This window comes from Sorangium sp. So ce1153 (assembly GCF_051521595.1).
GTDB lineage: Bacteria > Myxococcota_A > Polyangia > Polyangiales > Polyangiaceae > Sorangium.
This window is the reverse complement of record NZ_CP150361.1, coordinates 3,888,984-3,902,566: the sequence shown is the minus strand read 5'-3', so window position 1 is coordinate 3,902,566 and position 13,583 is coordinate 3,888,984. Positions and strand designations below refer to the sequence as shown.

Genomic DNA, 13,583 nt, shown 5'->3' with positions numbered 1-13,583 from the left:
GGGGCCGATGATCGCTCCGCCTGACGTCCAGCCCTCCCCCGCGCCGCCGCCGCGCGGCGGGGTCGTCCGGCCCGCGCGGCGGCCGCCCGGGTGGGTCGCCCCCGGGCCCCGGCCCGTGACGCCCGATCGCCCGGAGGTCTGGCCCGGTCCCGGCGAGGACCTCTGCTATCTCTCGGGCGACTTCCGCATCCTCCAGCGGCTCGACGGGCACCGCTGGTCGGCCGACGACCTCGTGACCGCGTGGTTCGCGGCGGAGCAGGTCGGGCACGCGCCCCCGCGCCGCGCGGTGGACCTCGGGTGCGGCATCGGCACGGTGCTCCTGTTCACGGCGTGGCGCTTCCCGGACGCGCGCTGCGCGGGCGTGGAGGCGCAGGAGGTGAGCGCGGCGATGGCGCGGCGCTCGGTCGCGTGGAACGGTGTCGATGGCCGCTGCGAGGTGCGGTGGGGGGACCTGCGCGATCCGGCGTCGGTCGAGGGGCTCGGGCCCGCGGACCTCGTGACGGGGACGCCCCCGTACCTGCCGGTCGGCACGGGCATCGAGTCCGATCGGGTCCAGTGCGGGCCGTGCCGGTTCGAGCACCGGGGCGGCGTGGAGGACTACTGCCTCGCGGCGGCGCGGCTGCTCGCGCCCGGCGCGCCGTTCGTGGCCTGCGCCTCGGCGCGGCAGCGGGGGCGGGTCGAGGCGGCCGCGGCGGCCGCGGGGCTCGCGCTCGAGGCGTGGCGCGACGTCGTCCCGAAGGAGGGCAAGGCGGCGCTGTTCTCGGTGTACGCCCTGCGCCGCGCCGACGAGGCGGCGGCGCGCGCGCGCGTTGTTGACGAGCCGCCGCTCGTGCTGCGCGGCCGGAACGGGCGCTTCACGGAGGAGCTCGACGCGCTCCGCCGGACGATGGGAATCCCTGTCTAACGCCTGCTCCGCGCACCACGGTTCTCGTCGATCTCCAGCATACGCCCCCGCCACGGGCGTCAACGAAGATCCGGTCACCGGCTCCGCCCATTGCTGCCTGACGCCGTTCTGGGCGGCGCGCCTCGGAAAGGCGGAGATGCTCGCCTACCAGGCCTCCGCGCGCGGCGGCATGGTGCGCGTGCGCTTGCGCGGCGATCGCGTCGATCTGGGCGGCCAGGCCGTCACCATCCTGGAGGGCGAGCTCCTCGTCGAGCCGAACATCCGGGGCGAGAGCTCGCCGCCCTCCGACAGCCCGCCTGCCCGGTAGTATCGCACGTCAGAATCCCGCCAGAAAAGCCGTCGATGACGAGCGGTCGCCGGACGCAGTAGCGTGCTCGCGGTGTCACCGCGACACGCTGGCACGCTGGCACGCTGGCACGCTGGCACGCCCGCCCAGGCGCACCCCGCGCTCGTCGTCCTCGTCGGCGACGGCGCCCGTGCCCACGCGCACGAAGAGCGCTTTGATCCGAGGCGCGCTGCCTGAGCCACCGCCCCGCCAGGGGAAGCGGCGAGCGATCTCCGAGGCTGCCACGCGCCGGCACGCTCGCTGCTAAGGCCCCTCCCCGGCGCGAGACTCTGCGCTCCGAACGCGATCTCGCGACATGAGCGCCGCACCGGCGCGACTCGCGGCGGCTTGCCGTCGCGCGCCCCGCACATCGCGGAGGCTCGGGCGGGGAGCGACCCACGGGGCGGCGGGCTCAGACCAACGCAGTGAATTCGTCCCACCTCGCGCAGGGCCACCGCGCTCTGCAAGAAGGAAATCTGGATATGAGCATTCGTTCTTCTGCATTGATCGACGTCGCGCGCAGCAACAGGTCGGGGCGGCAAGCGCTGCTCCATGCCCACGGCGGGCGAGGCCTCGTCTCCGGCGGCGTGGGGACGCGCGCGGAGGCTGGGGTGAGCCTTCCGGTCCTCGACGCCATGGCTCATGCGCTGTCGCCCTACGTCGATCTCGAGGGCTGCTTCCTCGTCGCCTCCGTGCACCTCTTGCATGACACCGACGCCGTCCTCCGCAAGCTGGAGGGGTGGGGTCTTGATCCCCGGAGGGCCATCGTGTTCGGCAAACCCTACTCGACGAACCTCCGCGTCGTCGCCGGTCTCCTCGAGCGCGGCTATACCGTGCACAGCTCGAGCTACTCGATGGATGAACGGCTCCCCCTCGGCCCGGCGCTGGAGGCCGCCGCGCTGGAGTCGCTGACGGCCACGGTCGAGCGGTGGGCGGAGGAGGGCGGCGGGCGCAAGATCCTGCTCGCCGACGACGGCGGCAAGCTGATCCGCATCGCGCACGACCACTTCCGCGAGCTCGCCGGGGTGTTCTCGTCGGTCGAGCACACCTCGCGCGGCATCTTCGAGCTGGAGAGGACCGACCTCTGCATGCCGGTCGTCAACGTCGCGCGCTCGTGGGCGAAGCTGAATGTCGAGTCGACCTACATCGGAGAGAGCGTCGACACGCAGCTGGAGCGCCGCGTCGGGCGCCTCGATCCCAACGCCACCGCGCTGGTGGTGGGCTACGGCGCGATCGGCAAGGCGGTGGCGGCATGCCTCGGACGACGGGGCATGGAGGTGCTCGTCCACGATCCAGCGCTGCAGGACAGCGCCGCCGAGCCGTACGAGCGGCTCCTCGCGCGGGCCGACCTCGTGCTCGGGTGCAGCGGCAGGACGACCCTGGATGAGGTGCACTGGCCCTACCTCAAGAGCGGCGCCGTGCTCGTCAGCTGCTCCTCGCTCGACCTGGAGTTCGCCGCGTGGAAGATCCGCGCAGCGCCGCGCGCCGCCGAGCTGGTCGTCGTCCGCGACGAGCTGGACCTCGAGTTCGGCTCGCTGGGCGGGCGGCAGATGTTCCTCGGCGATCCCGACGACCCTTCCCATTACTGGTACTGCGCGCGCCTCGCTGGTCGCGTGGTGAACCTGCTGAACGGCGGGTGCCCCATCAACTTCACCGGAGCGGCTGTCTCGATGCCTCACACGAGGAGCGATCTCACCGTCAGCCTGCTCCTGAGCGGTATCGCCCAGGCCAGCAACGAGCAGCGGATCGGGCTCGTCCCGCTCGGAGACGCCGCTCAGGAGTTGCTCGTAGGGATGCATTTGCGCGCTGTCGGATAACGCGGCCTTGTCGCCCTGTCGCCCCCGGTCGCCGTTGACGCGCTCCGGCCACGGGGGCAGAGAGGCGCGCCCCTGGGAGCCAGCATGAGCAGCCTTTCCCTCGCGACCCCCACGGCTGGCGCCCGCGCCGAGCTGCGCGCGCTCCTCCGGCTCGCGCTGCCGATCACGCTCGCGCAGCTCGGCCTCGTGTCCATGGGCCTCATCGACACCGCGATCGTCGGTCGCGCCTCCGTGCAAGACCTCGCGGCCATCGGTATCGGCCGCTCGATCATGTTCGCGCTGACGTCGTTCGGGATGGGGATCGCGTTCGCCCTCGAGCCGCTCGCCTCCCAGGCGATCGGGGCCGGCCAGCCGGCGCGCGCGTGGGCGGCGCTGCGAGCGACGCTGCGCGGCTGCGCGCTCGCCTCGCTCCCGGCGCTCGCGCTCTCGTTCGCCGCGACGCTCCTGCTCGCGCCCATCGGCGTCGAGGCGGCGCTCATCCCGGGCGTGCGCGCGTACCTGCTCGGCCACGCGCCAGGGCTCCTGCCGTTCCTCGCGCACATCGCGCTCAGGACCTTCTTGCAGGCGCGCGGCGAGACGTCGCCGGCGCTGTTCGCCGCGGTCGCCGGCAACGTCGTGAACGCGGCGGCGTGCGTTTTGCTCGTGCGCGGCGATGAGGTCCTCGGGCTCTTGCACCTCCCGCCGGCCGGCTTGCCGCGGCTCGGCGCCCTCGGCGCAGGGCTCGCCACGAGCGCAGGGAGCTTCGCGCTGTCCGCCGTCGTCCTCTGGGCGGCACGGAAGCACCGGCCCGCGCGCGCGACGGAGGTCGTCTCGGTAAGGGCCGTCTTCCGCCTCGGCGTGCCGATCGGGCTGCACCTCCTGGTCGGGAGCGGGGCCTTCTCGCTCCTCGGGATGCTCGTCGGCCGCCTGGGCGCGCACACCGCATCAGCCCACCAGGTCGCCCTCGGGCTCGCGAGCTTCACCTTCATGGGGGCGCTCGGCGTGGCGGGCGCGACGTCGGTGCGCGTCGGCCATTCGATCGGCGCTGGCGCCTCCGCCCGACGGCCCGGGCTGGCCGGCCTGGCGCTCGGGGCCGTCATCATGGCGTGCGGCGCGCTCCTGTTCACGTTGATCCCGAGGACGCTCGTCGGCTGGTTTACCACCGATGCCGAGGTGATCCGCATCGGCGTGCAGCTCCTCTACGTGGCCGCGCTCTTCCAGCTATTCGACGGCATTCAGGTCGTCGCGGCCGGAGCGCTGCGGGGCGCGGGGGACGTGCGGTTTCCGTTCGTCGCGAACCTCACCTCGCACTGGCTCGTCGGCTTCCCGCTCACGCTCGTCTTCGGCTTCGCCCTGGGCCTCGGCGCGACAGGGCTCTGGTGGGGTGTGACGGCCGGGCTCGTGCTCAACTCGCTCCTCCTCGTCTTCCGGCTCCTGCACCTCACCAGGACGACGATCGCGCGCGTCGCTTGAACCTCCCAGCCCTCGCGCGCTCCGGTCGGGCGAGGGGGCGCCCACGGCGGAGCTGGGCCTGCGGGACGTCATGCGCTCGAGAGCTCAGCCCTGCGCCGTCGGCCACACAACGACGCTGCCGACATTGACCTCGGGCGGCTGCTCGATCGCGAAGGCGATGGCGCGGGCGATCGAGTCCGCCGGGATCGCGATGGCATCGGCGGTCGACCGGATCGCGCTCCGCGTCGCCTCGTCGGTGATCGTGTCCGTGAAGTCCGTCGCGATCATGCCGGGGGAGATCTCGGTGACGCGCAGGTTCGGCCCGGACTCCTGGCGCAACGCCTCGGTGATCGTGCGGACCGCGTTCTTGGTGGCGGCGTAGACGCCCATGGTGGGCACGACCTTGAGGCCGGCGACGGAGATGACATTGACGATGTGGCCGCTCTTCTGCCGACCGAAGACGGGCAGCGCGGCGGCAATGCCGTGAAGAACGCCCTTGAGGTTCACGTCGATCATGGCGTCCCAATCATCGACGTGCAGCGCGTCGAAGCGCGAGATCGGGGCGATGCCCGCATTGTTGACGAGGACGTCGAGCCGTCCAAACCGGTCGCAGGCGAGGTCCACCAGCGCCTGGAGGTCCGCTCGCCTGGTGACGTCGGTGACTCGATGGATCGCGCGCCCCCCGGCCGCCTCGATCTCTCCCGCGACCGCCGCGATCTCCGCTTCGCGCCGGGCGCCGATCACGACCCGCGCGCCGCGCGAGGCCAGAAGAATCGCTGTGGCCCGGCCGATCCCTCTGCCGCCGCCCGTGATCGCGACGACCTTGCCCTCGATGGTCATGTGATGCCTCCTGGGTTGGGTTCGACCAAGGCTAGTCGGGCGAGGCCGGTCGTTCCATGATTGTCCGGCCATGATTTTGTCGCGATCGTCCAGAGAGACGCTGGATCCCCTCTCCGATGTGCTCTCGGCCCTGGGCGTGCGCAGCGTCAGGTCCACGCGGCTCGAGGCGTCAGGCGACTGGGCGCTCGCCTTTGCCGGCAAGGCGAGGCGGAAGTTCGTCGCCCTCATCGGTGCCAGGGAGGCGTTTCGGCCCGCCCCTCTACACGGAGATCGGCGCCAGGAGGGCAGCCAGGGTCGGACTCCTGGCGGGCGGAGCCAGGCCGTCAGCTCGGCTGCGACACGAGCGGCAGGGGCATGGTCTGCGCCTGGAAGAGCGGCCGTCCTTCGCGCGCCCCGAGCGCGCCCTTCGCCGCAGGGCCCGACGCCGCGCGCGGGCGAGCGGGGCGAGCGGGCTTGTCGCGGGGCTCGGGCGCGGGCGCCGGCGCCGCCTCGGCGGGCAGGCGCTCGACCGGAGCCTCCCACGCGTTCCGGGTCCCGCCGGCCTCGTTGGCCTGGAAGAAGACGGCGCGGAGCGCCCTCCCCTCCACGTCTGTCTCGACCGCCATCATCCAGAACCACGGGCCCCCGGGCTCGGCCTCTTGCCCCATGAACGAGAACGCGATCTGGCGCGGCTCCGAGCGGCGGCTGTGCTCGGACCGGGCCGCCTCGAGGTGCCGCTGCGAGGGCTTGTCGGCCGGGCCTCGGTACACGCGCACCGCCACCCCCTCGATGTGCGGCATCAGGTAAAGCCCGTCGCGGTAGACCGAGAGCCAGGGGTGCTTGCCGCTCTCCGAGAGCCGGCAGAGCGCGTGGCCGAAGCGCTCGTGCGCCTTGCAGCCGATTCCCCAGCTCGTATCGCCCTCTTCGCGGTTCGCCTCGCTGAACGCCTTGTTCCGGACGTCGACCGCGGTCTGCGCCAGAAGGACAAGCCGGCTCTGGTGAAGGACGGGATTCAGCTCCCAGGGCAAGGTCGGCTCCATCGGAACTGGCACGGTACGCGCGTTCACTCAAAAGTCAATCGGTTCGCTGTGCTAGAGAGCGCTCGCGCGCGGCTTCATCCACATCTCCATCCCATCCCGCGCGCGGAGGTCTTCTGTGGGAGAGGCGATCGTCGGGGTGAGCGCCGCGGAGCGGCCGCAGGTGGGCGTGGGCGTCATGCTGGTGCGCGAGGGCCGCGTGCTGCTCGCGCGGCGGCGCGGCAGCCACGGCGACGGCAGCTACTCCTGGTGCGGAGGCCACCTCGAGCTCGGCGAGTCGTTCGAGGACTGCGCGGCCCGCGAGGTGCGCGAGGAGAGCGGTCTTGTCGTCAAGAAGCTCTCCTTCCTGTGCCTCAGCAACGTCCTCGCCTACGGCAAGCACTACGTGGACGTCCAGCTCCTCGCAGAGGAGTTCGAGGGCGAGCCCGAGGAGCGCGAGCCCCACAAGATCGCCGGCTGGGCCTGGTACCCGCTCGACGCGCTCCCCGACCCCCTGTTCCGCCCGGTCGAGCTGGCCATCGCGAGCTACCGCAGCGGCCGGCGCTACAACCCCTGACCCGCAGCACCTCGCCGCCGCGCATGTCACCCGCCTCCGAGCCGCGCCAGCACGCACGTCACGTTGTCCGGCCCGCCGTGCTCGTTCGCGAGGTCGACCAGCAGGCTCGCCGCCAGGCTCAGCTCTCCGTGCGCCCGGAGCACCCCGGCGATGCGCTCCTCGGGCACCGGGCCCCACAGCCCATCGGAGCACAGGAGAAAGACATCCCCCGGCGCCGTCGCCTCCACCCGCGACTCGATCGCCACGCTCTCGGCGCACCCCAGCGCCCGCGTCACCGCGTTCGCCCGGTCGCTCAGCGCCTCGATTGCCGATGGTGAGCAGCTCCCGTCCCGGAGCAGCTCCTCCAGCAGCGTGTGGTCCTGCGTCAGCCGCTCCAGCTTCCCCTCGCGCATCCGGTAGACGCGCGAGTCGCCCACGTGCGCGATGTACGCCATCCCCGCGCCGAGCAGCACGCCCGCGAAGGTCGTCGCCATCCCGCGCACTTCCTTTTGCTTCCGGCTCGCCTCGTAGATCGCCCGGTTGGCCCGCCGCACGCTCAGCACCAGCCGCACCTCGTCGCGGTCGTGCGCGCTCGCCGTGCCGTAGGGCCACGTCTCCTCGAGATCCTCTTCCTCCTCGAAGCAGCTCTTGACCACCTCGATGGCCATCCGCGACGCCACGTCTCCGGCCGCGTTGCCTCCCAGGCCGTCGGCCACCATGAAGAGCCCCACGCACGGCAGCGCCGCGAAGCTGTCCTCATTGCGGCTCCGCCGCCTCCCCACGTCCGACTGCGCCGCCGCCTCGATGGCGAGCTGTGGATACACGATCGTCCTCCTCGCGCGCTCGTCGATGGGACGAGCCGAGCCCAAGGCGCGCCGCGCTGCGCGGTGCGCCTTTCTCTGGATGTGATCACGCCGCGCCGCGCGCGGCCTTCGCTACGTCGCCGCTTCGTTGCGTCGCTACATCAGCGCAGCCGCAGGATCGCGAGCACCACGCCGCACAAGACTCCCATCACGAAGACGACCGTGCCGAGCAGCGCCAGGTGCGCCCTGCGCTTGTCCGCCTCACGATCCACCGGTACCGCCCTCACCCACGCATCATTGTCCTCGTGGTCGGCGGCGCTGAGCACCTCCGCCCACGCCGCCATCCGCACGAGCGCCCTCTGCACGTTCGCGTCCCGCGCCCTCCACAGCAGCAGCGAGCCGCGCGCTTGCGCCCGGGCGAGCCGCGCAAGCTGCTCCTTCCGTGCTTCCGGCGTCGTCGAGCTCCACACCGGATCGACCCATGGGTGCAGCTGGGCCGGCGTTTCCTTCGGTGACTTCATCGGTTCAACCTCCACACGGCGACTGCGTTGCGAAGTCCCAGCAGCTCCCTTCGCTCCCGGGCACTCCGGCGTTTTCCGGGGCTCCGCCAGGGCCGGCCTCGCCGCCGGTGCCGAGGGTACCGGCGCTGAATTGCACCGCCGGCGCTTCGCTGGGCGTCACCGCATACGCAACGCCTACGGCATAGCCGCCCCGCCCGCCACCGCCCGCGCCACCTGGGCCCCCTGCGCCACCCTTTCCGCCGTCGCAGCCAGATTTGCTGGGTGCCGTGCCCGAAGCCGTCCCACCCGCGGCCCCGTTGCCGCCAGCAGCCCCGCTTTGCCCCGCCACCCCGGCGCCTCCGTTGCCGGCCTTACCGACCGTGACCGTCACCCCGGTCAGCTTCAGCCGGTCGCCCAGGCTCACGATCCCCACGCTCGAGCCGCCCGCCTGCCCGCCGCCACCTCCCTTCCCGCCGCAGCCCCCGGCTCCGCCGCCTCCGCCGCTGGCCCCCACGCCATCGACGATGTCCGGTCCGACCGGGCAGAACAGCCCCGCCTTCGCACCGCCGCCTCCGCCCCCGCCTTGACCCCGGCCGCCCGTCGTGCCGGGGGCGCCGTCGCCGCCGGTCAGGCCCGTCAGCGCCAGCGTCGCGCCCGTCCCACCAGCGCCGGGGGGGCCAGCGGTGCCGCTCTTGCCGTTCGCTCCTTGCTCACACTCCTGCTCTGCCGTCTCGCCGGTCCCGCCAAGACCTCGCCCTGTCGGATTCTCCTCCGGCACCGGCCCGCCATCCTCCCCCACCTGCCCGTTGCCCGCGTCCGTCGCCGCGACCCCGCCCCGCCCCCCGCGCCCGCCGGCCGTCTCGCCGTCCTCGCAGCTCGTCACCCCTCCGGCACCGCCCAGCACCGCGTTGTCCGCCACGCACGCGTTCGACGCGCTCCCCGCCTCCGCGCTCGCTCCCGCAAGCGGCGCCTCCTCCGGCGTCGTCCCTCGCGCCCCGTCCATCCCGTTGCCCGCGGTCACCTCCACCAGCGCCAGCTCTGCCTCCACGTCCGCCACCACCACCCCGATCGACGACCCGCCCGCCTGCTTCGCGTCCGCCGCCCGGATCGCGAACCCCTCCACCAGCGCCCCTTCCGCCCCTTCCCCGAGCGTCAGCGCCACCTTGTCCGCCGGCCCGACGATCGCGCTCTTCCTCCCCTCCTCCAGCGTCCACCCCGCGCACGCGAAGCTCCCGATCACCTCCAGCCCCGCCTCGACCTTCACGCTCTCCTCGAACGCCGCCTCCCCCTCCGCGCACGCGTACACCCGCTTCCCCGCCGCCGCCGCCTTCTCGATCGCCTCCTGCAGAGACCCGTACGGCCTCTGCCGCGTCCCCTCTCCGCCTTCCTCCGCCCCCGCCTGCGCGAACACGCCGCACGCCTCGCTCACCGCGCCCGGATCCTCCCGCGGGTCCGCCTCGCAAGGATCCGGCGGCTCCTCGCCACCGGGGATGCGCGGGCGTGCTTCATCGCCGCCGCAGGACCACACGGAGAGAAGGCAGCAGAAAAGGACGATGCCCACCCCCCGTCGGTGCTCGGCGCTTCGCGCCTGCGCGCCGCCGGCCCCTCCCATAGCCCGCGCTCCGCGCGGGCTGGGAGGGGTGCGCCCTCCGGTGGTGTCTCGCGTCGTCATGGTGAGCTTCGTCGACTTCCTGGCCGTGATCCTCATCTCCAACTCTCCGTCGTGCTCAGCGGTCGTCGAAGCGCCGAAGCCATGCTTCGCTCCGCTCCAGGTCGAAGCGAAGCCCCGGGCCTCCATACTGGAAGGGCCGGTGCTCCGTGATCCGAATCGGCTTGAGGTATTTGGACAGCTTGACGTACAGCTCCGGCCAGACATTGCGCTCCGCGTTACCGAGCTGTGGACGTGGACCTGCTTGGATCACGAGGCCTCCCTGAAATCGATGAATGGTGAACCTACGATCCAACTCGCGCAAAGCTGACTCGATCTTGTCCACCCCCCCCATCTCCACAACCCACCGATCCCCCAGGACCGTAAGCCAGTTGACACCCTTGATCCCCGCCTCACCGCCTCTACCCTTGAGAAGCCAGATGGAATGACTCGTAGGGTAGTCTGCCTCAAGACCAGGAAATCGCTGGGCCCAGTCATAGACAACAGGCGCATACCGACTCCTGATGGTACTATCTGCAGACTCGACCACGCCGATGCCTCCATAACCGCTCACCGGCTTCAGCTTACGACACACCTCAAGCACCACCTCCGGGAACGCTCCCGACGAATCCACAGGCCAAAGCAAGGGGAACGCCACACGGAAGAACCCGAGCTCGACAAATGGCCGCTTCTCAATGCCCAGCGCTTCCGCGTAGAAGGCGCTCGCGCCTCGATCATACTCCGATCCATGATAGATGAGCGAAAAACTCTCGTCCTCTCCGAACCCCAAGAGCCACGCGCGAGGGTTCGTCCCCTTTCCTTTGCCGTACGGCTCCATCAGCCGCGTCTCCGGGTGCAGCGCCCAGCGGAGACGATGACCACAGCGCCTGAAGTAGTCTTCGCAGCACGAGACAACCGCCTCGCGCACCTCCGTCTTGTACGCATGTTCGAAGTACAGCGTCGCCAGGAGCGCGACTTGCAGAACCGGACGTCCGTCGTCGTCCTTGACCGCCAGGTGCTCATCCAGCACCTCCATCATCTCGTTTGTTTCGTCGGACATGTTCTCCTCATCCATCACGGAACGACCACCGGACCGCGGAGAAGCGGTGCGAGCTTGCCGAGGATCCGCGCGACCGCAGGCGGGATGGCCACATCATCGGCCTGTCCGCCCGGCACCACGTCATCCAGCACCAGTGCCACCACGAGTAACGTCAGCGCCGCCACTTCCGCCACGTCCCCTGCGGTGATCTCCTGCGGCTGAGGCTGCGGCTTCTGGCGCGGACAGCCACACCGATCGGGTCCGAGCACTTCAAACGGGGCTTTACCGGCTATCGTCTCATATGCCACTTCCTGCTCCCGTTTGAGCTCATCCGGAGGGAACTTGATCTCGATCACCTCCTTGATGTTGTCCTGGGTCGGCGGCTTCGTACCGTCCTTCACCACCACCACGTCCGGTATCCTGCTCCCCTTCGGGCTGCTCCGCGTCGCTCGCCGCGGGTCATTCTTGCTCATGATGGGCTCTGGCGGTCGCTTGGTCATGTCGTAGGGGACCTCGGCCTTGAGCGAGCTCGTCTGCGCCGACGCGTCCTCCAGCATCCGGATGTGCCTGGTCACGCACTGCTGCCGATACTGCTCGTCCTTACACCGGCAGATGAAGCCGCACACGGCCCCTTCCTCGGGCGTGAGCGGCCCGCCGTTACCGCCGAGACCTCCAGCTTGCACAGGTGGCAACCCGCCCGCGAAGCCGAACAGCGGCAGCCGCGCAGGTTCCGCCCGCACCGGAGCGCCGGCCGGCAAGAGCGGCAGCGCCGGCCGCGCCGCCGGCGCCCCGCCGGGCACGCCGCCCTGCTGGATCTTCACAGCGCCGCCGTCGATCGACACCCCGCTCGCGTCGATCCGGACGAAGCCCCCGGGCCCCCGGAGCGTCACGTCGCCCGCCTCGATCACGATCGCCCCGCCGGCCTTCAGGTGGATCGTCCCGCCCGCCTCCAGCGCCGCCACCCCGCCGACCCGCTCGTGCCGGTCACCATTCGCCGTCAGCGACCGCGTGCCACCCACCCGTTCGCGGAGTTCCCCGTCGACCGTGACGTGTGCGTCTTTGCCCACATACGCCACCGCCCGTCCTTCAGTCCGCGCGCTCTCGTCGCCGCCGACGTTCTTCGCGCGGCTCCCCCGCACCACCAGCGCCTCGTCGCGCCCCACCTCCGTGCGAAGCTGCCGCTCAGCGCGCAGCGACACCACCTCCGCTCCCTTTCGGTCCTCGAAGCGCAGCTCGTTGAAGCCCTCACCGCCCGGCGACGACGCGCTGCGCCACAGGCTTTGCGTCCGCTCCTCGGGCAGCTTCAGCGGCACCGGATTGAGCGGGTTGGAAAGCCGCCCCACGACCACTGGCTGGTCGGGGTCGCCTTCCAGAAAGGCGACCAGCACCTCCTGCCCCACGCGCGGCAGCGCGAAGAGCCCGTACCCTGCACCCGCCCAGCCCTGGCACACGCGCAGCCAGCACGAGCTGTGCTCGTCGTGCGCGCCGAGCCGATCCCACGGGAACTGCACCCGCACCCGGCCATGAGCATCGGTGTGGATCTCCTCACCGGGCGGGCCGACGACCACGCCGCTTTGCATCCCGTGGACGATCGGCTTCGGCGTGCGCTGCGCTGGCCGGTACGGCTCCGACGCCGGCACCGCCGTGCCATGCACCGACCAACCGCCGCGCAGGCTGCCCTCGATCGACAGCGACGTCACCAGCAGCCCCACCCGAGGGTCGAGCTCCGGCCGCGGGTGGCCCTCGGCAGCAACGACCGTGCCGGGCCGCAGGTCGAGCGCATTGGTCTGGAACGCGATCACGCACGCCCCCGTCTGCTCCGCCTCCAGTGCCTGCGCCGCGAGCCTCGCCGCGTAGCGATCGTCCTGCGAGGCGGTTCCGTCACGCTCGACGACGCACGCTCCCGGCCGGTAGCGGTACCGCTCCGTACGCGCGTCGGCGCAGGCAGCGCTTCGCGCCTGACCGACCAGCCTCCACGCTGGGCGCACAAAGTCATGGTCGCCCAGCGCGATCTCTCCGGCCCGCGCGTGCCGCTCCACCGCCACACGCGTTACCCAGGCGTGCGCGCGCACATCCAGCGGCTGGTCGACGTACGCCAGCGGCGCCTCCCGGCGCGACGCGCTCTGGCGCAGCGCGTCGGCCAGCACCAGCCGCGAGCGCTCTCCATCGTCGAGCAGCGCGTACGCGATCCCCGCCTCGTCCATCAGGCGCTGGAAGAAGTCGAGGTCCGTCTCCCCGTACTGCACCTTGTACGGAAGCCGCGGGTGCTCCTTCTCGTCGACGCGCCACGTCGCATCGAGCCCCCAAGCGTCGAGCATCGCCCGCCCGATCTCGGGCACCGACTGGTGCTGGTAGATCCGGTGGTCGGTGCGCAGCGCCATCCGCCACAGCGCCGGCACGATCGTCAGCGCGTACGTCGAGACGCCGAGCTCGCCTTCGCGCATATCGAGTGCGTGCACCTGCCGCACCTGGCTGCAGACACCCGACCAAATCCGTTCACCGAAGAGCTCGCTCCGCTCGCTGGCCTCAAGGCGCAGCGTCGCAGGCTGGCCGACGATCGCGCCGAAGTCTACGCACGGCTCCGGCGATGACGCCTCCACCTCCACCGCGAAGAGCGACGACACCGCCTCGCGGATCGCCACCCGCTGGACGCGCAGCGCCTCGCCGCACGCGAGCGACAGCGAAAGCTGCAGCACCTCACCGCCGCGCACATCACCGCCACGCA

Annotated in this window: 12 protein-coding genes; 5 read left to right on the top strand and 7 right to left on the bottom strand. The window is 71.6% G+C overall.

Annotation, left to right across the window (positions count from 1 at the left end; all coding sequences use genetic code 11):
* Positions 1-7 precede the first annotated feature (7 nt).
* The 4 genes from WME85_RS13770 to WME85_RS13755 all read left to right on the top strand — a co-directional run bounded on the left by WME85_RS13770 (position 8) and on the right by WME85_RS13755 (position 4,498).
* On the top strand, positions 8-904 hold the full coding sequence (locus tag WME85_RS13770) for a tRNA1(Val) (adenine(37)-N6)-methyltransferase (protein WP_437838447.1): 897 nt from the start codon (positions 8-10) through the stop codon (positions 902-904).
* On the top strand, positions 897-1,211 hold the full coding sequence (locus WME85_RS13765) for a PhzF family phenazine biosynthesis protein (RefSeq protein WP_437842289.1): 315 nt from the start codon (positions 897-899) through the stop codon (positions 1,209-1,211). Before WME85_RS13770 ends, WME85_RS13765 begins: the two co-directional genes overlap by 8 nt.
* A 500-nt stretch (positions 1,212-1,711) precedes the next feature.
* Positions 1,712-3,046 (top strand): NAD(P)-dependent oxidoreductase, encoded by a 1,335-nt coding sequence (locus tag WME85_RS13760; protein ID WP_437838445.1) that lies wholly within the window; start codon positions 1,712-1,714, stop codon positions 3,044-3,046.
* Positions 3,047-3,130: 84 nt separating this feature from the next.
* Entirely contained in the window at positions 3,131-4,498 is a 1,368-nt protein-coding gene (locus tag WME85_RS13755; protein WP_437838443.1) for an MATE family efflux transporter, read from the top strand.
* A gap of 84 nt (positions 4,499-4,582) precedes the next feature.
* Here WME85_RS13755 and WME85_RS13750 read toward each other — a convergent pair whose 3' ends face one another.
* Complete coding sequence (locus tag WME85_RS13750) at positions 4,583-5,317, bottom strand: SDR family oxidoreductase (RefSeq protein ID WP_437842288.1); 735 nt, start codon at positions 5,315-5,317, stop codon at positions 4,583-4,585.
* A gap of 323 nt (positions 5,318-5,640) precedes the next feature.
* Positions 5,641-6,324, bottom strand: coding sequence for a hypothetical protein (locus WME85_RS13745; RefSeq protein WP_437838441.1), 684 nt, complete (start codon positions 6,322-6,324; stop codon positions 5,641-5,643).
* 127 nt (positions 6,325-6,451) lie between these two features.
* On the opposite strand from WME85_RS13745, the gene WME85_RS13740 reads away from it, so the two are divergent.
* Positions 6,452-6,889, top strand: a complete 438-nt coding sequence (locus tag WME85_RS13740) for a nucleotide triphosphate diphosphatase NUDT15 (RefSeq protein ID WP_437838439.1) — start codon at positions 6,452-6,454, stop codon at positions 6,887-6,889.
* A 26-nt stretch (positions 6,890-6,915) separates the two neighbouring features.
* Here WME85_RS13740 and WME85_RS13735 read toward each other — a convergent pair whose 3' ends face one another.
* The 5 genes from WME85_RS13735 to tssI all read right to left on the bottom strand — a co-directional run bounded on the left by WME85_RS13735 (position 6,916) and on the right by tssI (position 13,569).
* The gene (locus WME85_RS13735; RefSeq protein ID WP_437838437.1) at positions 6,916-7,692 is read right to left on the bottom strand and encodes a PP2C family protein-serine/threonine phosphatase; all 777 of its coding nucleotides are present in this window, start codon (positions 7,690-7,692) and stop codon (positions 6,916-6,918) included.
* Between the two features lie 140 nt (positions 7,693-7,832).
* Positions 7,833-8,192 (bottom strand): hypothetical protein, encoded by a 360-nt coding sequence (locus WME85_RS13730; RefSeq protein ID WP_437838435.1) that lies wholly within the window; start codon positions 8,190-8,192, stop codon positions 7,833-7,835.
* A 4-nt stretch (positions 8,193-8,196) separates the two neighbouring features.
* Positions 8,197-9,732 (bottom strand): hypothetical protein, encoded by a 1,536-nt coding sequence (locus tag WME85_RS13725; protein WP_437838433.1) that lies wholly within the window; start codon positions 9,730-9,732, stop codon positions 8,197-8,199.
* 166 nt (positions 9,733-9,898) lie between these two features.
* Entirely contained in the window at positions 9,899-10,879 is a 981-nt protein-coding gene (locus WME85_RS13720) for a type VI immunity family protein (RefSeq protein ID WP_437838431.1), read from the bottom strand.
* Positions 10,880-10,893: 14 nt separating this feature from the next.
* Entirely contained in the window at positions 10,894-13,569 is a 2,676-nt protein-coding gene (gene tssI, locus WME85_RS13715; RefSeq protein ID WP_437838429.1) for a type VI secretion system tip protein TssI/VgrG, read from the bottom strand.
* Positions 13,570-13,583 lie beyond the last annotated feature (14 nt).